We start from the raw sequence: 22,522 nt of genomic DNA on the forward strand, positions 1-22,522 counted from the left end.
TTAAAAATCTAATCCAATGGATATATACTTCACTTCTAAAAACTCTTCAATTCCGTAATGTCCGCCTTCTCGGCCAAGACCACTTTCTTTATACCCGCCAAATGGAGCTTGAACTACCGATGGCAGGGCATCATTTAACCCAATAATCCCATACTCAAGCTGCTCTGTAACTCTAAAAGAGCGGCTTAAATTTTCTGTATAGACATAGGCGGCCAGCCCGTAGCAAGAGTTGTTGGCCCGTTCAATTACTTCTTCCTCTGTTTTAAACGTGGATATCGGAGCAAGCGGACCAAAAATTTCATCTCTCATGCATTCCATCTCATCATTAATATTAGTCAGGATGGTCGGAGCATAGAAATAACCTTTATCATCGGCCGGCTTTAAACCGCTATATGCAACCTTTCCACCTTTTTTAACCGCATCATGCACCAAGGACTCTACTTTTTTATAAGCAGATTTATCAATTAATGGACCGATATCGGTGCCGTCTTCTAGTCCATTGCCGACTTTAAGCTTTTCTAATTCTGCCTGAAAAAGCTGAATGAATTCGTCCGCCACACTTTCCTGTACATATACCCGGTTAGTACAGATACAGGTTTGACCAGCATTGCGGAATTTCGATTGCACTAGGCCACTTGCAGCCTTCTTAAGGTTCGCATCATCCATCACAATAAAAGGAGCATTCCCGCCAAGTTCTAGTGACACCTTTTTGACATTCTCTGCTGCCCCGCGCATTAATGTTTTTCCTACTTCGGTGGAGCCGGTAAACGTTATTTTGGTTACACGCGAATCTTTTAACCATACCTCGCCAATTTCCGAAGAGCGCCCTGTAATAACATTAATTACTCCTGCCGGAATGCCCGCTTCATGTGCTAATTCCGCCATTTTTAACGCAGTAAGAGGGGTTTGGTTGGCCGGTTTCACCACTGCCGTACATCCTGCTGCAAGGGCTGGAGCGACTTTCCTCGTAATCATCGCCGCCGGGAAATTCCACGGAGTAATGGCTGCAATTACACCAACAGGTTCTTTTCTCACTAGTATTCTTTTATTCGGGTGAGAGGCAGGAATCGTCTCTCCATACACCCGCTTCCCTTCTTCGGCATACCAGGAGATAAAGCCATTGGCATATGAAACCTCACCTAGTGATTCCTTTAACGGCTTTCCTTGCTCGATGGTCATAATACGCGCAATTTCTTCCTTATTTTGTTCAATTAAATAAAACCATTTCATTAAAAGCTGACAGCGTTCTTCCGCTGTCCGTTTCGACCAATTTTTAAAGGCTTTATGGGCAGCATTTACAGCCTGCTCTGCTTCGTATGCCCCACCTGTTGGAACAGCACCTATAATTTCCTTTGTGGCAGGGTTAATGATATCTGTAAATACCTTGTAATCATTGCCAACCCATTCCCCATTTAAATACATGGGATAAATTTGATCATTTTGCTTAAGGATATCCATATTATTCTCCTCCAACTGAAAGTGCCGGATTATTATTTTGATAAACGGCTTCGATTGCTTCTTCAAGGATTTGCAGACCCTCTTCAAGCTGCTCATCTGTGATCGTTAATGGCATGAGCAGACGGATTACATTGCTATAGATACCAGCACTTAGCAGCATGAGACCGCGCTCCGCCGCTGCCTTGACAATTTTCCCTACAGCTTCTTTATCAGGTGTCTTTGACTTGCGATCCTTAACGATTTCCATTGCACACATTGCCCCTAGTCCTCGGATATCGCCAATTCCTTCAAAGCGATCAGCAAGGAGCCGCATTTTTTCAAGGACCCGTTCGCCTAGTTTTCTCGCTCGATCATTGAGCTGTTCATTTTCAATAATATCTAAAACAGCTAACGCTGCCTGGCATCCGAGCGGGCTGCCTGCATAGGTACCGCCAATTTCACCGATTTCAGGGGTATTCATGATTTCGGCTCTGCCAATTACCCCGCTGATTGGAACTCCAGCCCCCATTGATTTCGAGATGGTAATTAAATCCGGAACGACATCAAAATGTTCAATGGCAAAGTATTTTCCCGTTCTAGCAAAGCCAGATTGAATTTCATCAGCAATAAACATGATTCCATGTTGTGTGCAGATTTCTCTTACCCGCTTTACAAAAGCTTTATCAGGAACAATGAAGCCTCCCTCCCCTTGTACAGGCTCCATCACTACTGCTGCAATAGTTTCTGGTGCAACTTCTGCTACTAAAAACTGTTCAAATTGCTCAATTATCATTCCACTATATTGCTGTTCAGTCATCCCTTCCGGACATCGGTATAGATACGGATAGGGAGCTTTATATACTTCTGGAGCAAACGGTCCAAATCCATACTTATAAGGTTTGACCTTGCTAGTCATCGTCATGGTCATTAACGTTCTTCCATGGAATCCCCGTGTAAACGAAACAATTCCCTGACGTTTGGTATATTTTCGAGCAATTTTGACCGCATTTTCAACAGCTTCTGCACCACTGTTGAAGAAAGCTGCCTGCTTGTCAAAATGACCGGGAGCAAGCTCGCAAAGCCGTTCTGCTAAATTAATATAAGATTCATACATCATGACATTAAAACCTGTATGGATAAATTGGCTTGCTTGTTCTTGTAACGCTTGAACCACTCTCGGATGTGAGTGACCGACATTTAAGGTTCCGATGGCCCCGGCAAAATCAATATAATGATTCCCATCGACATCTTCTACCAATGCTCCCTGAGCTTTTTTTACAAAGGATTGGCAGTTGTTTGAGATTCCTTTTGGGACAAATTTATTTCTCCGCTCCAAGATTTCTCTCGATTTAGGTCCGGGTATTTCTGTTTGGAGCTTAACAAATTTCCTTTCCAATATCGTACTCCCCCTTTACTTATAAATAAAACCCAGGAAATTGAAACTCTCCCCTTGTTCTTTTTCTATGCAAAGAACAATTTTCCTTTTACATTTTATGAAGATTCTTTAAAATTTCTGATAATTAATTCAACATCTTCATACTTCGTAAAGAGAGTCCTAATTTTTATGTAATTTGGCATAAAAAAGCAGCGAAATCCAATGAATTGAATTTCGCTGCTTTGTATAAAACCTATTTTTTAACAAATACTAATTATCGAGCAAACCTGTGATTTCCAATGGTCACAGTCACTGGACGCGATAAGATCCAAGAACTTGTAGATGTTTTAGGATTGTAGAAAAATAACGAACCATTTCCTTTTCCTGTTAGAGCAATAGCTTCGTTTACCGCTCGTTTTGAAGCATAATCAGCAGGCTGATTAATTTGACCATTTTCTACAGGTGTAAATGCATAATGTCCGTTTGAAATTTGATAGATTACACCACGTACCGTATTAGGGAAATCTGCACTTCTAATTCTATTAATAATCACTGTAGCAACAGCCACTTTCCCTGCATACGGTTCACCCACTGCCTCTGCGCGAACGAGACGAGCCATTAAGTCTTTTTCTGCTGCTGTGTATGGAGAGTTTGGTAATAACATATTTTGACCTGCAATAAGTGCTTTACTATTATTTGCATTCATTAAATTATTCACCGGAATACCAAAGCCTTTTGCAATTTTCCAATAAGTTTCACCATATTGTATTTTGTGAGTTGTTGTTGCTGCCTCTGTTTGATTGGTTAAAGTAAATGCTGAAATTGATAACATTAATCCAGCGGCTACTATTAGTTTTTTTAATTTTTTCATTTAATTTTCCTCCTAGTAGTCGTTTTGTTTGTCTACTATTAGGCTATCAGATGTAATATTTCTGTTCATGGTCCAAAATTTAGCAATTTATTTTTAAGCCTCCTATCCCTTGCTATTAAACAATTAAACTAGAATAAGTTAATATTATCCATGAAACAAAAATATCCAAAAACATCCATTATAGGGAAAATACAGTTCAATTCTTACAGAAGGTTTCAACATTGTAACATCACTTATTGATACAAAACTTCAAAGAAGGCGTTTCACAGTTGAATTTTCACTAAATTGCCACGAAATTCCTTGAAATGAGCAGGATTTCCTTTTCATTTCAGGTAATAATAGTATGGAAGCTCAAATGAAGGAGGATTTCCAAGCATGGACAATCAGTTAGTCAGTGTACTTAATAAGCAAATTGCCAATTGGTCCGTATTGTATATGAAGTTACATAACTATCATTGGTACGTAAAAGGTGATCAATTTTTTACTCTGCATGCAAAATTTGAAGAATTCTATAACGAAGCGGGACTTCATGTTGATGAATTAGCAGAGCGATTATTAGCTATTGGCGGTAATCCTGTGGCTACTATGAAGGAATGTCTCGAACTTTCATCGATTCGGGAAGCTGCAGGGAGTGAATCAGCTAGTGAAATGGTTCAATCGATTATCAATGACTTCTCAATTATTATCGGAGAATTAAAAGAAGGTATGAGCCTTGCTGGAGAAGTTGATGACGAAACAACTGGAGACATGCTTTTGGCTATTCACTCTGGGTTAGAAAAACATGTATGGATGTTAACTGCTTTCCTAGGAAAGTCACTTTAATGAATTAGTCCAACAACTTATTGTTGGACTTTTTCTATCTTATTTGATTTATAATATTCTTGATTAAGCATTGTTTTAAATTATCGGGGGAATATTAGTGGCAAAACATGAAGTAATTGTATACAGCAGTAATGGATGTTCGTATTGTGAAAAGGTCAAATCCTTCCTTGATGAAAAAGGGATTCCATTTGAGGAACGCAATGCTTCCATACATAATGAATATATAGAACAGCTAAAGATGCGGAAAATCTATGCAACACCTGCAACTTTTATTAACGGAGAACTTGTACTTGGCTTCCAGGAGAAAAAATTCAACAAACTTCTCGGGCTAGTGGAAACAGAACACAGTACAATTAAAAATTAAGCAATAGAAAAGGCTGATCCATCACAAATGTGGATCAGCCTTTTCTGGCCTCCTTTTTTAGAACTAACATAATATTGTCTAATTTTTTCTATATTCTAAGCACTTGTCCCTTTCAACTTACGTGCCTCCTTCATAAATTATAATAATTCAACAAAGGGGGTGGATCTTAATGAGCGGCGGACACCACAATAACTTCGCGTTAATTGTTGTATTGTTTATTCTTTTAATCATCATTGGTGCATCTTGGATGTACTAATTTTAGATTAAACCATCTCTAAGATAAGCAAAAGGAGCGAAAAAACGTTGATGTTTTTTCGCTCCTTTTTTGTTTACATTAAGCTCTTTGCCGGCGTGCAAGAATAAATAAACTAATTGTAATAATGGTAAAAGCAATAAATGCTAACAATGGAATGGTTATAAACCCAAGCCAGTTTATATAATCCTTAGAACACGGAACACCGGTTGTACACATTTCGAATTGCTGTAAATACGGGAGCTTTTGCAATAAGGTATGATACCCCGAAACAATCATTCCGATTATCGACAGCGGGAGAACATATCTGTAAATCCCCTGATCATTCCGGTAAAATGCTACTCCCAAAATAATGGTTAAGGGGTACATAAAGATTCGCTGGTACCAGCAAAGGGTACAAGGAATAAAGTGCAGCACTTCACTAAAATACAAACTGCCAAGTGTAGCGATGATCGCTGCAATCCACGATAGAAGCAAAGGCTTATTCATTCTTCTTCCCCTTCGCCGCATTATCTACCATATTTTTTAAATCATCGATGGTTTGACCTTTAAACATCTCCCCATTAACAAAAATGGTTGGGGTACCGGTTACACCTAATTTTTCCGCGTACTTCATATCCTTGTCCCAGGCAGCATCGCTGTCCTTTGATTGAAAATTTTTCACAACCTTATCCACGTCTTTATCACTAGCTACTTCTTTCAACGTGTTAATTAAGAATTCTTCCGTAAAGACATCCATTTTTTCATACTTAGAATCATTTGGTTGTTTTTTATAAAGGAGTTCATGGAATTTCCAAAACGTTTCATTTCCCAATTCCTTAAAAACCGATTCTGCAAATTTTGCTGATCGGATCGAATCCGTATTAATAAAGGAATCATTCATAAAATAAAATTTGGCTTTACCTGTATCAACTAACTCTTTTTCAATGATTGGTACTACGTTGGTCGCAAAGTTCTTGCAATTAGGACATTTATAATCGCCAAATTCAATAATCGACACGGGTGCATTCTTTTCACCAAGATAGGGTTGGTTGGAATAGTCAATCGTATTCGCTTCAGTATTTTCTTGCTTTTTGTTATGGTTACCTAAAAATATAAAAGCTGCAATACAGACAACCACTAATCCGATTACCCAAAAGGTAAACTTCGCTGAAGAATTACTTCCACTTTTCTCGTTTTTCTTTTTATTTGCCATAATTAAACTCCTTTATTTTTCACTACTACTTTCATCATCCTTTACTTTTAAATGTAACTAAACTGAACCTATAATGCAAAGAAAAAAGACAGGTGTATAGGCAGACAACAGGAATAATTTAATAAAAGCATTCATCCAATTGGCGAATGCTTTTATCCTCAGTATTGTTTCATTTATTTTGCACTTATCTCTCTATTTTTCGAAATACTAAGTTACATAGGTAAAAATTGATATACGCACCTATACTAAAAAGAATTAAAGTAAGGGCAGGCAGATACATTAATACGATAAAAAGGCAGCCAAACACCCCAAGAATGGCTAGGGTAATCGGGAAGTTTGCAATCGCCATGAAGAAGGAATTTTTTATCGCCTGTTTCCAAGTAACATCATAATGGGACATGACAGGAAACAAATAGCCAGATGTACCTGCAAATAATAACGTTGTTAATAACAAAGGAAGCAATATTAGATTTTTGGCACCCGTTTGGTCCTGATTCAAGTAAAAATAATTTAAATACAATAATAATGATATGGCCGTCCAAATTAGACCTATAAAAAAGCTTTGTTTAAAGTTTTCCTTAAAATACCGAAAATAATTTCTAACTACACTTGTATCCTGATGCAATTGCCATTGCCGTATCACACTAAACATGGCGGTTGTTGCAGGTACAATCGTGACAATAGGAAGGCAAGAAAGAACCCAAAAGATATTAAGGATAAAAAGATTAGAAAGTCGATCCACTACAGCATAAAATCTACTATCTACTATATTCAATTCTACCACCCAATTCTAATAAAGTTTTAAGGTTGTGAAGTTTAAATAGATTCTCCTACAACGATTTTATAATCAAGAGTTTTGGATTTTTCTGTTAAAAAGTGACCATGTTCAATTTTATGAACCAAACTTTCTACCGCTTTAAATCCGATACTTTCAACCGGATATTCCACTGTGGTTAACTTCGGATTAACGTACTTTAAAACATCTATGTTATCGTACCCCATAAGTCCAACCTCTTCAGGGACCTTTAGTCCCTTATCCTTCAAGTAATTCATCACTTCAAGAGCATATAGGTCACAAGAACAAACAATGGCTGTTTTTTCAGCTTTATTAAATACAAGCTCTTTTAACTGTTCAAGATAATTATTATGGTTAATTATTAATGGTGGCTCCACAATCCCATTCATGGATAAACCTTCTAAAAATCCTTTTAATCTTTCTTCCTGGGTATATATATTTGATTTTCCAAGGTATTTAAGGGGAGGGCAGATATAAATGAATTTCTTATATCCCCGTTTGATAATAAAATCTGCTGCATCCCTCATTGATTTCCTTTCCTGAATCCCTACATATTCCCAATGGTCAGATAAAAAGTTGAATATCGTAATGATAGGTGTAGAGAAACTATGTAGATACTCTTCAAACTCCTTACCTTGATTGACGGTGAATAAAATTATACCATCCACCTTATGATTGACTAAATATTCCAAACATTCCTTTTCGTTTTCAGAATCCTTGTCGGTTAATGCAATGTATAGATGATAGCCCAGTTCTCTTGCCTTTAACTCGACCGCATTTAAAAGCTGTGCAAACGATCGGTTATACAAATCAAATAGGACAATGCCAAGAGTCATTGTTCTACCTTTTACAAGACTCCTGGCGGTTAAATCAGGCCGATAATTTAATAATCTAGCAGCCTCTAAAATATTCTTCTTAGTCTTAACTTTAATACCTGGCCGATTGTTTAAAGCTCGATCTACTGTACCTGGTGAAACGCCACAATATTTTGCTAAATCCTTAATTGTAACCCGCATAGTGCTCCTCCACTATTCGTTCCCATGATAAGTTTTTATAAAATTCTTAAGTCAAAGGAGCGTTTACTATTCTTACTCCATAAATCCCGCCTGCTGCCTTTCCTTCATTTGATTGAAATTTTACTTCTACCTTTTCTTTTCCTTTTGTAAGCATTAATGGGATCTCATAGTTCATATCAATAAGACCATCGGAATGATTTCCCTCAAGTTTTTGAATAGCGACTAATTGTCCATTAATGAGAATACTAAAGTCCCGCTCAAATTTCTTACCATCTGCAAAAAGAGTCTTATCACGGCCAAAATAAGTGGTTTGCAAGTACATTTGCTTATCCGGCTCCACCTTCATTGTATAGGCAAAGAATCCTTCACCACGGCTATCACGCCACGATCTTTCTACCACATTTAAATAACCGGTGTTAGAGTTATGACTTTGAATACCATGTTCAATCTCAGGCTGCTGTTCACCTGGCTGGACAACATCAATGGTGATTGCTCTTAATTTTTCATAGTCATCCTTTTCTTTATCTACGAAGGTTTTATAGGTCTCTTCATCCATTAAATTCCAATATAACGTATAACGTTGGTGATGCAGACTGTAAAACGGAATAAGGGTCACTTTCCTATTCCCAGGCTGCCCGACTTCTTTTGTTTCAAACGTTAGAGGTAATCCCTCCACAGGCTTTATCCACTCTGTCAGACGATCCTTATCAGCAACAAGGCTCGGTACTTCAATTAGGGGATAATTATTTAACTTTAAGTGATCCTCTAGGATATCACTTTCTGGAAAATTCTCTTTTCCAAGCGCTCCGGCTAAGACAATTGGACCATACATCAAGCCAATTTTTGTTGGATTATCTTTGGCTGTATAAGTATGGATTTCCATAGGAAGTGCAAATTCAATTGTATCTCCTGTACGCCAATCTCTACTTATCAAAAGATAACCATCTTTTACAATTGCATCCGTTTGGACACCATTTACCAAGAGGGCCATGTCCCCATTCACCCAATTAGGAACCCTGATGTGGACATTTAGGAAGGCTTCGTCCGCTTCATCAAAATATATCCTTACTTGATTGGATCTTGGGAAATCTGTTTCTTGTCTTAGTCTTATTTTCTCCTCTTCCAGTTCTAATTCCGAAGCAATAAATAAATTAACAAACAAATCCTCATTTTCTTTATAAAAGATATTTCTTGTATAACGAGCCGGATTTTCCATTCCTGTCCCGGTACAGCACCAGAAGGAATTGTCATGAGAACAATAGATTTTAAAATGACCTGGCTGTGTAGAGACAAAATAGGTCTTCATGCCTGAATCAGGGTCCTGTGAGGCAAGAATATGATTGTAAAGGGCCCTTTCATAGTAATCCATATATTCGCTGTGATGATTCCATTGGAATAAGTGCTCTGTTAGTTTCAACATATTGTATGTATTACAAGTCTCGGCAGTTGTGATCCCTAATGTTTCCTTATTAATAGGACCAAAATGCTCTCCGATGCTATTTCCACCAATAATATAAGAGCGATTTTTTGTTACTTCATTCCAAAAGAAGATGACCATGTTCTTGTAGTCTTCATTCCCAGTAATTCCATAAAGCTTAGCTGCCCCAATTACTTTTGGAATTTGAGTATTCGCATGTTTCCCTTCAAGCTCATCCACACCATTTGCCAGAGGATCTAAAATGGCTTGGTGGCAAAACCGAATGGCAAGTTCTAAATAATCCTCATTTTTTGTAATCCAATAAAGATCAGCCATTGCTTCGTTCATACCGCCATGTTCACAAATTAGCATCCGCTGGAACTGTTCATCAGACAGATTGTCTGTCCCTTTTTTAGCCCAATCTGCAAGTCTAGTTACAATTTCTAGTGCTTTTGGGTTACCGGTTAAAATATATACATCAATAAGTCCTGCATAAATTTTATGAATACTGTACCAAGGGACCCAGCCGCCTGCTAGATTAAAATTCTCCACCGTAAAGTCTCCTGTAAAGACTTTATCAAAGAATGTCCGAGGGAAGCCGCTGACATATCCACTCTCATCAAGGCTTTGCACATAGGCTAGCTCATTGATGGCATAATCGATTTTATGTTTTAATTCTTCTTCATTCGTAACTGCGTACATAGTAGCAGCCGCGGAAAGCCAATGACCGATCGAATGACCACTTATTAGCGTCGATTCCCAGCCGCCGTAACGAGGTTTTTTAGGAGTTTGTGAGGCTGCTTCATAGCAAGGAGCCACTAGCCGGTCAACGTCTAAATAAATCAAGTACTCCTTTCCTTTTTCTTGGGACTCTTTAAAAATACCATTTAATAATGTCACATTTCCCATATGTATTCTCCTTCAGTAGATTGATAGAATAATATGTTTATAGCTATCGATTGGATCGATAGCTATAAACATATAAAAAAACACCTTGTATTGTTTCTAGGATGTCATCCTTTTACAGACCCAATCATGACGCCCTTTTCAAAGTATTTTTGGATAAATGGATAAACTAATAAGATTGGCAATGTTGAAACAATGATGACACCATATTTAATCTGATCCGCATATCTTTGCGCATAACCGCCTGCGGCACCACCAGATCCGGCCCCTTCAGCAAACACTTGATTGGAAATAAGAATGTCTCTTAAAACAATTTGCAATGGCTGCAGGCTATAGTCACGAATGTAAATCAATCCTGTGAAGAAGTCATTCCAGTGACCGACTAAATAATAAAGTCCTACAACAGATATAACTGCTTTTGATAACGGCAAAGCCACCTTGCCGAAAAATTGAAAATGGGTACAGCCATCCATTTGTGCTGCTTCAAACAATTCTTTCGGTAAAGAGCTTTCAAAAAATGTCCGGGTTATAATTAGATTAAACACATTAACTGAGAACGGAATGATAAATACCCACATATTATTTGTTAGATTTAAGTCTTTCATTAATAGATAAGTAGGAATTAATCCGCCATTAAAAAACATCGTAAAAACAAATATAAACATTAAAAACCGTCTAGCTTTAAATTCCTGTCTTGATAATACATAGGCTGCTGGTAAGGTAAACAATAAATTAACAAAAGTCCCCAAAAGAGTGTAGATAATGGTATTCTTATACCCCACCCAGATTCTTGAATCTTTAAAAATTTCGCTGTACCCGAATAGGCTAAACCCTTTTGGATAAAGAAGAACCTTACCAGTAGATACTAAAGTAGAGTCACTAACAGAAGCAATAATGACAAAGTATAGTGGATAGGCAATAATTAAAAAAATCAAGACACAAAACACCAAAATCATGCAATCAAAAATAATATCTGAAGTGGTTTTTCCTTTTTTATTAAAAAGTGCCATAACGTTCCCTCCTTACATGCTTAAGATTCTTCTAAGTAAATTCCAGATGTTTTCTACCATAAACTAATATTTGAGAATCTCTTGGCAATGGTATTCATAGCTAGCAAGAATATAAAGTTAATGAGTGTATTAAACAAACCGATCGCTGCAGAGTAACTGAATTGACTCGAAATAATACCAATCTTATAAACATAGGTTGCAATAACCTCAGACACCGGGAGATTCAATGGATTTTGCATTAAGAATATTTTTTCAAAGCCGGTATTTAGGATATTTCCCATACTAAGAATAAAGAGGATGATCATGGTAGGAACAATGGCAGGTAAATCTACATATCTGATGGTTTGCCATCTGCTCGCCCCATCAATTTTCGCAGAGTCATATAATTGTGGATCCACACTGGCCAGGGCTGCTAAATAAATAATGCTATTCCAGCCGGCATGCTGCCATATATCTGAAAGAACATAAACTGGGACAAACGTTTTTTCCGAAGCTAATAAATTAATGTCTCCGAATCCCAAAGCCTTCATTAAATGGCCAACAACTCCTGTTTCTGGTGACAATAATACATTTAACAAACCAACCATAACCACCATGGAGATAAAGTGCGGCAAATATACAGTTGTTTGTAATGTCTTCTTCCAACGTTTCCAAAAAACCTGGTTGATAATCAGCGCCATAATAATCGGTGCCGGGAAACCTAATATAATGGTAGCTAAGCTGATTGTGACTGTATTTTTCATTAAATCTTTAAACATATAGTTATGAATAAATTGGTCGAAATACTTAAGTCCTACCCATTCTCCGCCAGTAAAACCTTTCGTAAAATCAAATTCGCGGAACGCCAACTGGATGCCATACATCGGTATGTAATTGAAAATAACAATAACAACAATGGCGGGCAATATCATGAGCCATAACTGATGGTCACGTTTAAATGTGTTAAATATATTTGCCTTCTTGGTTGGTCTTACACGATCAAGCCCCGATAAATTTTCATTTATTTTTTTTGGTTCAGCGTTGATAAAGGCCACAAAATATTACCTCCTTTATTTTAGAAGATGCTATACCACCTTTAATGCGGTATAGCATCTCATTAGCCTGTTATTTATTTCTGACTTTTCTTATAATCGTCATAATACTTTTGCATAATCTTAAGGTTTTCAGGCAAACCTGTTTTCTCTACATTTTTCACATAGGCATCCCAGTCTTTATCAATTCCGCCTTTTGTGATCCATTGTGAATATTTCGGCATAGCCAAATTCATAAGATTGGTATTATTTAAAGCCATTTTTGAGTTATCCTCTTTGCTGTATTTAATAAACATACCAGGGTAAAGGTCTTTATCCTTATCAACCGCATTTAAAGCATTCATCAGCGGTTCGGTCTGTTTGCCAACGGATTGCATATCAGTACCAAGCTGAAGCTTCAAGTCATCAGCAATATACATAGGACCATTATCTGCCCAAGTAGAAGTCCATTTCCATGTACCTGGATCCATCTTCGAATCTGTCGGAGGTAATACTTTATAGCTGCCGTCACCGTTATCTGCGATATTTGTACCCAATGACCCGAACAGTACTTGCATACTTACTTTAGGATCATAAAGTTCATTTATAAACTTCAATGCAGCGTCTTTATTTTTACTTTGTGCTGATAATGTAATCATGTTGGAACCATAGTTTAAAGAATTGTAATCATAGGCCCAGGATAATTTGGCATTTGAGTCAGTTGACTGCTTCAACGGAGCCAAAGGAGTATATTGTGGTGCTAAAGTGTTCCCGAATCTATCTGTTAATTCCCAGCCAAACGTATAACCTACTTTTGCTACATCACCATTGCCACGGGCAACAGATTGGTATTTAGTATAATCCTGTGTAAACACTTCCTTACTGATTAGGCCGGCTTTATAACATTTATTTAAGAATTTAACCAAGTCCTTATAACGTTCATCTGTTAAAAAGTTTTTCACTTTTCCATTCTCTACAAAATAGCCTTGGCCGCTGGATTCTCCTATGGTTATACCAGTGCTTCCCAACAGAACGGTCGGTTGGAAGAAACCAAATCCGCCTGTTCCAGTTGGAGAAAAGTCCATAGGAATTTCATCATTTGGATCCCCGTTGCCATTAGCGTCCTTTTCTTTAAATGCTACTAAAACATTGTATAGCTCATCCCAGTTCGTTGGCGCTTTTAAACCAAGATTATCTAACCATTTTTGATTGATAAATTGCCTTGTAGCTGTTGCAGGCCAAAATCTTTGGTATTTAGGCAAACCATAAATTTTCCCGTCAAGTTGTGTGGCAATTCCTTTTGTTTCTGGTTTGGCTTCAAACATTTTTTCAACATTTGGGAGCTTATCAATGTCATCAGATAAGTCTTCAAATAAGCCATTATATTGAACAAAGTCTGCATCCGTAATCGCATTCGGTCCAATGATTAAGTCTGGAACATCTCCGCTAGCAAGAAGTGCTCCCTTTTTCTGATCCCAGTCTGCCGTTACCTCTTGCCATTTAATGTCCACACCGGCACGTTTTTCCACATCTTCTAACCATTTCATTTTCTTAAGATCTTGTGTTAATGGATGTTTTGTAATAAGTGCTGTCAATTGTACCTTACCATCTTTTGTTGTACCGCCACTTGACTTACCATCACTAGATGCTTTGTCATTAGAACAAGCAGCTAATATGGTAGCGGATAAGGATAGAGCCATAAAACCCCTTAAAACCTTCTTCTTTTTCATGTAATTTCCCCCACTTTTCATTTTTTGGAAAATCCTAGTTAAAGAAAAATGCCTAAATCCTCTTCTTGTCACCCCTTTGAGATGAATGTTTATGTAATGTGAACGTACACGAAATCTATCAAACGTCCACGAAATACAACAAATGAAAGATACGGAATAAAATACAAAAATTTTAATAGCTTTATTATTTTGTGTACGTACACGGATTAAAAATAAAACTATTTATGTACGGACACGGACACGTACTACCGGTTTTAATCTATAAGAATTGTTAGAAAGAAAGGATTGTGTACGTTCACGAAAACTGTTACTTAATACGTTAAGAGTTTAACAATTAGTAATTAGCCATATATATAAACATACTGGTGAATCTTTGATGAATGGTTAAAATTTGATGTTAGTTAGAAGAGTTAAAGAAATTATGAAGTATCGCAGAGTAAAAGAAATTAACAAAATGATTAATCACACAGGACTTTATACATGAAAGTTATACTTATGATAACGCTTTCTATTTAACGGGTCAATATCTTTATTAACAAAAATATTAAATGTTTAATTCTATTATTAATTTATAATCAAAATCTTTCAGTTATTTTCAAAGTAAAACTCCCCTCGAATTAATAGGGGAGTCAATTGAAAATTACAATAACTTGATCGTTTCTGCTGATCATTATAGCTGATATGTGGGACTCCCCAGCTTTCATTTAATGGGACCCAAGTGACAATGGATGGATGGTTATAGTCACGTTCAATAATTTCCATCCATTCTCTTGTTAATCTCGAAACAGCCTCATCACTATAGGAAGGAGCTGAGGCGCACTCTCCCCCTACCAAGAAACCTAGTTGATCGGCCCAATAACTTGAGAATCTTTGAAACTACTTCTCTATAAATTAAATGTTAATGTTAACAAATTAACTCAATTAAAAGAAGCCAATCCAATCTTCTTCGTAAAATATCAATTAAATTGAAAACACACCATATTAATTAAATAAATTTTATATTCTATTTTATTAAAATAAGATAAAATACCCATGAGTATTTTATTAATTTATATTAATATTAATCTGTTAATTCATATATTAACTATTATTATTGTAAGCGTTTAATACGATATCTTTCTAGTTAAATAGGTGGTGATTTCAAAAAAATTTGGGCTGTTTTTCTGTATTTAGAATAAAGTGAGGAGACTTAATTATGGATAAACACATATTTCAAAAATTATCCCTAGTGTTTTTAGCGGTTCTATTAATTATCTCAATCGCAGTATTTGGAAAACCCACTGAGCAAGCCACTGCCCAGTCGAGTGAAAACAGTAATAAACCAAACCTTGACTACCCAGGGGAAGACCCAAATTTTCAAAATGTATCTGTTCATGACCCATCGATTGTAAAAGATGGTGACACGTTTTATGTTTTCGGCTCCCACATTGAGGCGGCCAAATCCACTGATTTAATTCATTGGCAAACCTTTACGAATGGTTATACAACACCTAATAACAAGATATATGGAGACCTATCTAAGAATCTGGCTGGTTCTTTTAAATGGGCGGGTGAAAACGATTCTGACAGTAAAGGCGGCTTTGCTGTTTGGGCCCCGGATGTGTTTTATAATAAAGACTATGTGAATGAAGATGGTACAAAGGGTGCCTATATGATTTATTATAGTGCTTCCTCTACCTATATCCGTTCTGCCATCGGTTTTGCCGTATCTCAAAATATTGAAGGTCCTTATAAATATGTGGACACCATCGTTTATTCTGGTTTTACCAAAAATGATGCTAAGGATGCCAACAGTAATGTAAATAAAAAATGGACCAATACAAACATCAATCAGCTTGTAAACAACGGCACCTTAGAAGGTCCAAGTGATGAATGGTTTAATACAAATGGATCTTATAATAATTATAATTTCCCAAATGCCATTGACTCCACTGTCTTTTATGACAAGGATGGAAAGCTATGGATGACTTATGGATCTTGGTCTGGCGGAATTTTTGTCCTTCAGATTGACGAAAAAACTGGTAAGGCGATTTATCCTGGCAAAGACGGAAAAACAGCTGACGGCCGTCTAGTTGACCGTTATTTTGGAACCAAGATTGCTGGCGGCTATTATAAATCAGGAGAAGGTCCTTATGTCATCTATGATAAGAATACTGACTACTATTATTTATATGTAACGTATGGCTGGTTAGGGGCTGACGGAGGCTATAACATGAGACAGTTCCGTTCTAAAAGCCCAGATGGTCCTTATGTAGATGCATCAGAACAAAATGCTGTATTACCTAGTGATGTAGCCAATACCCCGTATGGAAATAAAATCATGGGTAACTTCCTATTTGAACGAAAAGTTGGCGATCCTGGAACCGGTATTGGTGTAGGTTATCTTTCTCCAGGACACAATTCTGTTTACTTAGATCCGAAAACAGGACAGCAATTCTTAGTTTTTCACAGCCGCTTCCCGCAATCAGGTGAGTATCATGAAGTTCGTGTTCATCAAATGTTTATGAATAAAGACGGCTGGCCAGTGGTTGCTCCATACCGCTATACAGGTGAAACACTAGACAAGGTGAATAGACAAGACCTCATTGGCGAATATAAATATATTAACCAAGGAAAAGCTTATTCCGCAGCGATTAATAAATCTAGTTTTATTCGCTTAAATGAAGATGGTACAATTACTGGCGACATAACTGGTACATGGAAGAAAACCAGCCATAACCAAGCGGAAATAACGATTGATGGCAAAACCTATAACGGTGTATTCGTTCGAGAATGGGATCCTGTATCAAAAAGTAATCTGATGACTTTTACTGCGCTTTCAAATGAAGGAATTTCTATTTGGGGAAGTAGACTTGCAGATAAAACCGACCAGGAAACCGTAGCAGATGTGGTCCAGGATTTAAATCTGGGTGACACGGAGAGTGTGATTTCTAATGTGACACTTCCAACAGAAGGTACCCGCCACACAACGATCTCATGGGAGACTTCCAATGCCAATGTAGTAACGGAAACTGGCGTTATAACGAGACCACAAGCAGGTTCAGATCCTGTAACGGCTACTCTAACAGCAACCATTACGAAAGGCGATGTAACAGATAAAAAAGTCTTTACAATTCAGGTGCTTCCATACAAAGAAGCAGGCTTAGCAGCTCAATACTCTTTTGAAAATAACCTCAATGAGCAAACAGGTACATTTGGCTCAGGTACAATCACCGGTAATCGAATTGATAATACTGGCGGGAATATTACTTTTGCCGAGGGTCACAATGGAAAAGCTGCTGTATTTAATGGATTATCTGGAATTCGCTTGCCAAATGGGCTCATTTCAAGCAACCAATATTCTGTTTCATTATGGGTAAAACCTGAACAATTAACGATGTATACCACCACCTTCTTTGGAGCAACAGATCCTAATAACTGGGTCAGCCTTGTTCCAAATGGACCAGCCGGTGGCAATACGATGGTCTGGTCAGGAAGTGCTAGATGGTATGATGCACCAGCTGGGTTAACGGTTAAGACTGGTGAATGGACCCATTTGGCCTTTACGGTTGATAACGGCGCGATTAAAGTTTACGTCAATGGTGTTGAAAAGTTCACAGGAACAAATTTCTCTAATATTTTTACAACTGCCAATGCCAGCTTTAGTTTAGGAGTCAACTGGTGGGATGCCCCTTTCAAAGGCTTAATGGATGAACTGAAAATCTATAATGGTGCCCTAACTCCAACACAAGTGACAAAATTAGCACAAGCTGCTCAATAGTTTTTATCAAAAAAATCGTACGGATCCTAACTATCCGTACGATTTTTTATAAGTTTGAATTTTTGACTAGTTCTCCTTTGGTTAATTCACTATCACTATAATAAAGCCGGAAAAGAATATCCTGATTATAATTTCCAAAGCCTGTTCCAAATAAGGTGACTCCTCCTACATTCTGACTTTCTTCTAAGACGGCAATCCGAAACGTCCATTGCTTTTCACGAATATGAACGTCATCTAGACTCACATCTGAAATCCTAAGGCCATCAATATAGGTACCATCTGAGGTGATGCGGAGCCTTTTGAGCAATCCGTATTGATTAATTTCACTTGGCCACCAATCAGGTGTAAATTTTCCTCGATTGTCTCCAAAATCCCCAGGACTCGTCCATTTCCCTAATGCTACATTGTTTAAGTAAAAATAGATATCGGACGGCCAGTTACTGTTCGTAAACGGAGCCTCTGATGACAGCTCCAATGATATTTCAAGTTCATTGGGATCTTGATTGCCTAATAGAAAGTTTGGCAGCTTATATTCAATAAACCCCTTTCCAAACCACAAAATCTTTGCATTCATTCGGTCAGGATAGAGAAAATACCTTGGATCGTCAAACTCTCCAATTATTTTCTCCGTAGTAGCAATTCCACATGTGGGTTCAACGGCAAAGTCAGTATAATGGCCTACGGACACTTCTGTTTCATGGAATTTTTTCATTTCTCGTTCCTTAGAAGGAAATAAAACTTCCAACTTTTCGACAACAAGATAGCATTTTTTTTGCAATCCACCTTTGCCGGATATGAGTTCCGTTTGAATGATTCCAGCTTTCTCCAACTTCTTCACATGCATGGTCATAATGGCACTGGTAAGGTCTAAACTTTGTGCGAGTTCTTTTACATTTCGAGGCTGTTCAACCAATAAGTGAATAATTTTCATTCTTACCTTACTTGCAAGAGCCTCAAAAACAGGAAGTGACTCCTCGGATATATCTATATTCATAATCATACTCCACCTTAATAATCATTAATAAAGGGTATTTTTGCATTAATTGCTGTTTCTCGTAAAAGTTCATCGACCCGTATAACTATATGTATCGTGGCATCTTTTCGTAAGAACATTTTTCGAAAATTGCACTTAAACTTAGTAAATGGTCCTTTACAAGGTCCAAAGGCAACAAAATTTACGAAAAGAGCCTTAATAAAAATATTAACAATTATTACATTACTACTAAATTCTCCTATTGACAATAAGAATAGAGCATGCAGAACTCTGCATGCTCTAAAATACTTAGAATAATTGCCTTTAAACTTATTTATTTATGATAAATAAACCTTTCACCAGGAACCATCATGTGAAATTTTTGGGTAGGATAGTGATGAAATAAGTAATCAACAAAATAGGCAGGATTTTCTCTATTATTCGGAAACATATCATAATGAATGGGAATAATTAGGTCTACTCCAACTGCTGCACAAAAGTCTACTGCCTCTCTAAAGCTCATATTTCCAATAATCCCTCGTGAACTACGAAAAAAGTCTCCTCCATTAATAGGCAGGAATGCCACATCTGGCTTAAATTCTTTGACTCTATCAATCAGATCGGGTGTTACGAGTGTATCCCCGCTATGAAAAAGACGAATTCCATTTACCTCTAAGAAATATCCCAATGATTGGTGATTACCTAGAGAATCTGTTTCATATTCCGTATGGGCTGCAGGAATGGGAGTAATCTTAAATCCATTGAAATTAAAGGATTCACCATCTTTGGCAGGTTGTATGTTGTGCTTTTCTATATGTTCTTCCACTACAGGGACAAGTGGTGCCGGAAGAGCAAATTTAGTATCAGGAGAGACCCTTGTAATCTCTTTAATGCTTGGTAAATCTAAATGATCATCGTGTTCGTGTGTAACTAATACACCGTCCAGCTCTCGTAGCATGCCTGGATCAACGACAGGTTGAAATGCTCTTTTAAATTCAGTCTCAGGATTGTTCTCTTCAATACTTTTGGTTAAATAGGGGTCAATACAAATAAGCCCATCCTGATGAGTTCCTTTTAGCAGGATACCTGCTTGTCCTAAATTCCAAAAGGAAACAGACTCTTCAAAGACTTTAGTCTTGCTTACCTCGTTAATTAATTCTTCACCACTTTTATAAATTGCTGCCATAGAATTCACCTGCTTCTATTAATTTATTGGTTAATAAAAAAAACATGTGCTCTACCTTAACGGAGCAAAATCTTTTACCCGTTCAAGTATATTTTCGATTTCATTCAATACATCTTGGGATAATACTAAATTAACGGCTTTTACATTTTCCTCAATTTGCTGCGGACGGCTTGCCCCAATGATGGCTGAACTAATATTCGGATGACGAAGAACCCATGCTAGTGCGAGCTGACTCAGCGTGACGCCTAAATCTTGTGCTACTTTATTTAATTCTTGGACACATTCAAGGACATCATTTCTGAAATAGCTATTAATGACCCAGTTCGTTGAATTATTAGCAGCCCGGCTGTCTTCTGGTTTCTCTGTATTAGGTTTATACTTGCCGGTTAGAATCCCTTGTGCCAACGGAGAAAAGACAATTTGTCCCATTCCTTTTTCTGCGCAAACAGGGAGGACTTCCTTTTCTATATATCTCTCAAACATATTGTAGATCGGCTGGTTTGAAATGATCGGTCTTAAGTGGTTTGCCTTACCGATTCCCACCGCGTTTTCAATTTGGGCGGCACTCCACTCACTGACACCGGCATATAATATTTTCCCTTGCCTGATTAAATCGTCTAACGCATATAGGGTTTCCTCGACTGGAACTTCCGGGTCAAAGCGGTGACATTGATACAAATCAATGTAATCTAAGCCTAACCGCTTTAAACTTGCATTGCATTGTTCAACGATATGCTTTCTTGATAATCCGCGTTCGTTTGGCCTATCTCCCATTGGAAAGAATAGTTTTGTAGCGACAACATAACTGCTCCTTGGATAAGCTTTTAATGCTTCGCCAAGGACTTCTTCTGCCTTCCCGCCTTCATAGGCATTAGCTGTATCAAAGAAATTAATCCCTAATTCATATGCTTTATGAATACAATCATATGCTGTATTATCTGCTACGGCCTTCCCATATGTTAACCAGCTTCCTAAACCAATTTCACTTACCTTTAAGCCACTGTGGCCAAGTCTGCGATATTTCATTTTCCATCCCCCACAACTTATCTCATATTAACTAACAATTACAGAAAAAGATTCATATCACGAGAAGATATGAACCAAAATCTACTTACTTTTATTAATAGATACAACTCGGAAACCCAAAGTTAGGTGTACCATCATGAATTGGGTCTAAAATATTACTAGATTCATCTGCCATTATGCTCAAATGATGTTGCATCTACGGCAAATGATTCCCAATCAGTTTTGATTTGCCCCTTTTCTTCCCATGTTCCTTCTAATGGGTTTGCGGATTTATTTTTAATCACAAACATGCGGTGCATACCCATGGAGCGGCTCTTTGCTCGATAATAAGGTCCTTTTTTGTTTTGGCCTCTTCTATTGTTATATTTACCATGATCCTCTTCTTTTCAAACAAGCAGTCCGCTATCCAATATTATTTCGCATCTTCAGCCGGAACGCCAAAGTTCGGTGTGCCATCTTCATTCCAAGTAAAAACTTGAGCCCGTGTATGGCGATTAGGATCCCATAGTGGATCACCTTCAATTTCACGGTAGTTGCGCGCATGATAGATGAGGATATCTTGACTACCGTCTTCAGAGACTGTGAAACTATTATGTCCTGGTCCATATTGGCTTGTTTCTTCATTTGTTTGAAAGACAGGTGTTTCTGATTTTTCCCATGAGGCAGGATCTAATAAGTTGCTATTTTCATCGGCAGAAAGGAGCCCCATGCAGTAATTGTAATCTGTCGCACTTGCGGAATAGGAGATAAAGATTTTTCCGTTTCTCTTCAAGACCGCTGCGCCTTCATTTACTAAAAAGCCAATCGTCTCCCAATCATACTCAGGTTTTGTAATCATGATCTGTGGCCCTTCAATTGTCAAAGGATTCACCATTTTAGCGATGTACAGATTAGAATTCCCGACAATTTTAGGGTCTCTTTGTGCCCAGACATAATACCTTTGACCCTTATGCTCAAAACTAGTAGCATCCAGCGAGAAAGACTCCCAGTCCGTTTTCACCTGACCCTTTTCTATCCAATGACCTTCTAAAGGATTTTTCGATTCATTTTCGATCACATACATCCGGTGATCAAAAATTGCATCTGCTCGAGCTGCAGCATAGTAGATATACCATTTTCCATCCATGTAATGGATCTCGGGTGCCCATATATTGGCACTCATTGGCCCTTCTTCATATTTTCTCCAGGCAACTACAGGTTCCGCCTCACCTAACCCCTGAATGGTTGCTGATCTTCTAACCTCAATTCGGTCATATTCTGGAACAGATGCAGTGAAATAATAGAATCCATCAGTGTGTTTATATACCCAAGGATCAGCACGCTGCTCGACAATGGGATTATTTAATGTTCCAACCTTAGGCATAGTTAATCACCT

20 protein-coding genes are annotated in these 22,522 nt (G+C 37.6%); 4 read left to right on the forward strand and 16 right to left on the reverse strand.

Annotated features, from left to right (window positions below):
- From CVD27_RS26775 to CVD27_RS26785, 3 genes are all read right to left on the reverse strand, one after another.
- On the reverse strand, window positions 1-1,422 hold the full coding sequence (locus CVD27_RS26775) for an NAD-dependent succinate-semialdehyde dehydrogenase (protein WP_142384149.1): 1,422 nt from the start codon (window positions 1,420-1,422) through the stop codon (window positions 1-3).
- 37 nt (window positions 1,423-1,459) lie between these two features.
- Complete coding sequence (gene gabT / locus CVD27_RS26780) at window positions 1,460-2,833, reverse strand: 4-aminobutyrate--2-oxoglutarate transaminase (RefSeq protein ID WP_374703110.1); 1,374 nt, start codon at window positions 2,831-2,833, stop codon at window positions 1,460-1,462.
- Between the two features lie 253 nt (window positions 2,834-3,086).
- The gene (locus tag CVD27_RS26785; protein WP_101652208.1) at window positions 3,087-3,683 is read right to left on the reverse strand and encodes a cell wall hydrolase; all 597 of its coding nucleotides are present in this window, start codon (window positions 3,681-3,683) and stop codon (window positions 3,087-3,089) included.
- A 375-nt stretch (window positions 3,684-4,058) separates the two neighbouring features.
- Here CVD27_RS26785 and CVD27_RS26790 point away from each other — a divergent pair, with 375 nt between their 5' ends.
- The 3 genes from CVD27_RS26790 (at window position 4,059) to CVD27_RS26800 (ending at window position 5,125) form a co-directional block, all read left to right on the forward strand.
- Window positions 4,059-4,505 carry a Dps family protein gene (locus CVD27_RS26790; protein WP_101652210.1) on the forward strand — a complete coding sequence of 149 codons (447 nt, stop codon included), beginning with the start codon at window positions 4,059-4,061 and terminating at the stop codon, window positions 4,503-4,505.
- Between the two features lie 97 nt (window positions 4,506-4,602).
- Complete coding sequence (locus CVD27_RS26795; protein WP_101652212.1) at window positions 4,603-4,869, forward strand: glutaredoxin family protein; 267 nt, start codon at window positions 4,603-4,605, stop codon at window positions 4,867-4,869.
- Window positions 4,870-5,038: 169 nt separating this feature from the next.
- Window positions 5,039-5,125: a YjcZ family sporulation protein gene (locus CVD27_RS26800; protein WP_101652214.1), complete on the forward strand. Its 87-nt coding sequence runs from the start codon at window positions 5,039-5,041 to the stop codon at window positions 5,123-5,125.
- A 78-nt stretch (window positions 5,126-5,203) separates the two neighbouring features.
- Here CVD27_RS26800 and CVD27_RS26805 read toward each other — a convergent pair whose 3' ends face one another.
- The 9 genes from CVD27_RS26805 to CVD27_RS29020 all read right to left on the reverse strand — a co-directional run bounded on the left by CVD27_RS26805 (window position 5,204) and on the right by CVD27_RS29020 (window position 14,964).
- The gene (locus tag CVD27_RS26805; protein ID WP_101652216.1) at window positions 5,204-5,611 is read right to left on the reverse strand and encodes a disulfide oxidoreductase; all 408 of its coding nucleotides are present in this window, start codon (window positions 5,609-5,611) and stop codon (window positions 5,204-5,206) included.
- Entirely contained in the window at window positions 5,604-6,317 is a 714-nt protein-coding gene (locus CVD27_RS26810; protein ID WP_101652217.1) for a DsbA family protein, read from the reverse strand. Before CVD27_RS26810 ends, CVD27_RS26805 begins: the two co-directional genes overlap by 8 nt.
- Window positions 6,318-6,501: 184 nt before the next feature.
- Entirely contained in the window at window positions 6,502-7,092 is a 591-nt protein-coding gene (locus CVD27_RS26815; RefSeq protein ID WP_180960468.1) for a YesL family protein, read from the reverse strand.
- Window positions 7,093-7,133: 41 nt separating this feature from the next.
- Window positions 7,134-8,129 carry a LacI family DNA-binding transcriptional regulator gene (locus CVD27_RS26820; protein ID WP_101652222.1) on the reverse strand — a complete coding sequence of 332 codons (996 nt, stop codon included), beginning with the start codon at window positions 8,127-8,129 and terminating at the stop codon, window positions 7,134-7,136.
- Between the two features lie 46 nt (window positions 8,130-8,175).
- Window positions 8,176-10,455: a glycoside hydrolase family 127 protein gene (locus CVD27_RS26825; protein WP_101652223.1), complete on the reverse strand. Its 2,280-nt coding sequence runs from the start codon at window positions 10,453-10,455 to the stop codon at window positions 8,176-8,178.
- Window positions 10,456-10,559: 104 nt separating this feature from the next.
- On the reverse strand, window positions 10,560-11,408 hold the full coding sequence (locus CVD27_RS26830; RefSeq protein ID WP_374703111.1) for a carbohydrate ABC transporter permease: 849 nt from the start codon (window positions 11,406-11,408) through the stop codon (window positions 10,560-10,562).
- Window positions 11,409-11,515: 107 nt separating this feature from the next.
- Window positions 11,516-12,373, reverse strand: a complete 858-nt coding sequence (locus CVD27_RS26835; RefSeq protein ID WP_101652416.1) for an ABC transporter permease — start codon at window positions 12,371-12,373, stop codon at window positions 11,516-11,518.
- A 197-nt stretch (window positions 12,374-12,570) separates the two neighbouring features.
- Window positions 12,571-14,202 (reverse strand): ABC transporter substrate-binding protein, encoded by a 1,632-nt coding sequence (locus CVD27_RS26840; RefSeq protein WP_101652227.1) that lies wholly within the window; start codon window positions 14,200-14,202, stop codon window positions 12,571-12,573.
- A 585-nt stretch (window positions 14,203-14,787) separates the two neighbouring features.
- Complete coding sequence (locus CVD27_RS29020; protein ID WP_219621338.1) at window positions 14,788-14,964, reverse strand: hypothetical protein; 177 nt, start codon at window positions 14,962-14,964, stop codon at window positions 14,788-14,790.
- Window positions 14,965-15,397: 433 nt separating this feature from the next.
- Here CVD27_RS29020 and CVD27_RS26850 point away from each other — a divergent pair, with 433 nt between their 5' ends.
- On the forward strand, window positions 15,398-17,962 hold the full coding sequence (locus CVD27_RS26850; protein ID WP_101652229.1) for a LamG-like jellyroll fold domain-containing protein: 2,565 nt from the start codon (window positions 15,398-15,400) through the stop codon (window positions 17,960-17,962).
- Window positions 17,963-18,008: 46 nt separating this feature from the next.
- Here CVD27_RS26850 and CVD27_RS26855 read toward each other — a convergent pair whose 3' ends face one another.
- The 4 genes from CVD27_RS26855 to CVD27_RS26875 all read right to left on the reverse strand — a co-directional run bounded on the left by CVD27_RS26855 (window position 18,009) and on the right by CVD27_RS26875 (window position 22,510).
- Window positions 18,009-18,956, reverse strand: coding sequence for an ArsR/SmtB family transcription factor (locus CVD27_RS26855; protein ID WP_101652231.1), 948 nt, complete (start codon window positions 18,954-18,956; stop codon window positions 18,009-18,011).
- A gap of 313 nt (window positions 18,957-19,269) precedes the next feature.
- On the reverse strand, window positions 19,270-20,121 hold the full coding sequence (locus CVD27_RS26860) for an MBL fold metallo-hydrolase (RefSeq protein ID WP_101652233.1): 852 nt from the start codon (window positions 20,119-20,121) through the stop codon (window positions 19,270-19,272).
- 51 nt (window positions 20,122-20,172) lie between these two features.
- The gene (locus tag CVD27_RS26865) at window positions 20,173-21,147 is read right to left on the reverse strand and encodes an aldo/keto reductase family protein (RefSeq protein ID WP_101652235.1); all 975 of its coding nucleotides are present in this window, start codon (window positions 21,145-21,147) and stop codon (window positions 20,173-20,175) included.
- Window positions 21,148-21,559: 412 nt separating this feature from the next.
- The gene (locus CVD27_RS26875; RefSeq protein ID WP_101652237.1) at window positions 21,560-22,510 is read right to left on the reverse strand and encodes a glycoside hydrolase family 43 protein; all 951 of its coding nucleotides are present in this window, start codon (window positions 22,508-22,510) and stop codon (window positions 21,560-21,562) included.
- Between the last annotated feature and the right edge of the window lie 12 nt (window positions 22,511-22,522).

Source organism: Neobacillus cucumis, assembly GCF_002860255.1.
Taxonomy (GTDB): domain Bacteria; phylum Bacillota; class Bacilli; order Bacillales; family Cytobacillaceae; genus Neobacillus; species Neobacillus cucumis_A.

What these genes read in the sequence shown, in the direction of transcription:
- CVD27_RS26775 (WP_142384149.1), bottom strand. Translation starts at nt 1,422, where the DNA reads ATGTATTTAAATGGGGAATGGGTTGGCAATGATTACAAGGTATTTACA.
- CVD27_RS26785 (WP_101652208.1), bottom strand. Translation starts at nt 3,683, where the DNA reads ATGAAAAAATTAAAAAAACTAATAGTAGCCGCTGGATTAATGTTATCA.
- CVD27_RS26790 (WP_101652210.1), top strand. Translation starts at nt 4,059, where the DNA reads ATGGACAATCAGTTAGTCAGTGTACTTAATAAGCAAATTGCCAATTGG.
- CVD27_RS26800 (WP_101652214.1), top strand. Translation starts at nt 5,039, where the DNA reads ATGAGCGGCGGACACCACAATAACTTCGCGTTAATTGTTGTATTGTTT.
- CVD27_RS26805 (WP_101652216.1), bottom strand. Translation starts at nt 5,611, where the DNA reads ATGAATAAGCCTTTGCTTCTATCGTGGATTGCAGCGATCATCGCTACA.
- CVD27_RS26810 (WP_101652217.1), bottom strand. Translation starts at nt 6,317, where the DNA reads ATGGCAAATAAAAAGAAAAACGAGAAAAGTGGAAGTAATTCTTCAGCG.
- CVD27_RS26820 (WP_101652222.1), bottom strand. Translation starts at nt 8,129, where the DNA reads ATGCGGGTTACAATTAAGGATTTAGCAAAATATTGTGGCGTTTCACCA.
- CVD27_RS26825 (WP_101652223.1), bottom strand. Translation starts at nt 10,455, where the DNA reads ATGGGAAATGTGACATTATTAAATGGTATTTTTAAAGAGTCCCAAGAA.
- CVD27_RS26830 (WP_374703111.1), bottom strand. Translation starts at nt 11,408, where the DNA reads ATGATTTTGGTGTTTTGTGTCTTGATTTTTTTAATTATTGCCTATCCA.
- CVD27_RS26835 (WP_101652416.1), bottom strand. Translation starts at nt 12,373, where the DNA reads ATGATATTGCCCGCCATTGTTGTTATTGTTATTTTCAATTACATACCG.
- CVD27_RS26840 (WP_101652227.1), bottom strand. Translation starts at nt 14,202, where the DNA reads ATGAAAAAGAAGAAGGTTTTAAGGGGTTTTATGGCTCTATCCTTATCC.
- CVD27_RS29020 (WP_219621338.1), bottom strand. Translation starts at nt 14,964, where the DNA reads ATGGAAATTATTGAACGTGACTATAACCATCCATCCATTGTCACTTGG.
- CVD27_RS26850 (WP_101652229.1), top strand. Translation starts at nt 15,398, where the DNA reads ATGGATAAACACATATTTCAAAAATTATCCCTAGTGTTTTTAGCGGTT.
- CVD27_RS26855 (WP_101652231.1), bottom strand. Translation starts at nt 18,956, where the DNA reads ATGAATATAGATATATCCGAGGAGTCACTTCCTGTTTTTGAGGCTCTT.
- CVD27_RS26860 (WP_101652233.1), bottom strand. Translation starts at nt 20,121, where the DNA reads ATGGCAGCAATTTATAAAAGTGGTGAAGAATTAATTAACGAGGTAAGC.
- CVD27_RS26865 (WP_101652235.1), bottom strand. Translation starts at nt 21,147, where the DNA reads ATGAAATATCGCAGACTTGGCCACAGTGGCTTAAAGGTAAGTGAAATT.
- CVD27_RS26875 (WP_101652237.1), bottom strand. Translation starts at nt 22,510, where the DNA reads ATGCCTAAGGTTGGAACATTAAATAATCCCATTGTCGAGCAGCGTGCT.